This window comes from Oleiphilus sp. HI0061 (genome assembly GCF_001635675.1).
The window spans coordinates 1-558 of sequence record NZ_LWFE01000918.1 but is presented as its reverse complement, the minus strand read 5'-3'; the positions used below and the strand labels follow the sequence as shown (position 1 = coordinate 558).

Genomic DNA, 558 nt, shown 5'->3' with positions numbered 1-558 from the left:
TGATATTCTCCAAGGTGAAACGAGTGGTCATTTGGTTATTATGGACTCCTGGCCGGGGCAGGCTCGTACCATCTGGAATGATCACGCACGGTTTATCGAAACCTATTTTTCAACTCATGACAATATGTACTTTACAGGCGACGGTGCCAAGCGAGATGCTGATGGCTATTTCTGGATTACCGGGCGTGTTGATGATGTCTTGAATGTTTCAGGTCATCGCTTAGGAACCGCTGAATTAGAGAGTGCTTTGGTGTCTCATCCTGATGTGGCGGAAGCAGCTGTTGTTGGTTATCCACATGATATCAAAGGTGAAGCTATCTATGTTTACGTGACGCCGATGGATGGAGTTGAACTTGCAGCCAATGCAACGGAGTTACTGAAGCAACATGTGAGAGTCGAAATGGGGCCCGTTGCGACTCCTGAGCTGATTCAGTGGGTCGATGCCTTACCCAAGACGCGATCTGGCAAGATCATGCGCAGGATCCTTCGCAAAATTGCTGCAGGTGACTTTGGCAACTTGGGGGATACCTCAACGCTGAACGACCCTTCAGTAGTTGA

1 pseudogene is annotated in these 558 nt (G+C 48.7%); it reads left to right on the top strand.

Going from position 1 to position 558, the window contains the following annotated elements:
* Positions 1-558, top strand: a pseudogene (locus tag A3735_RS10820) (AMP-binding protein); the annotation flags it as partial.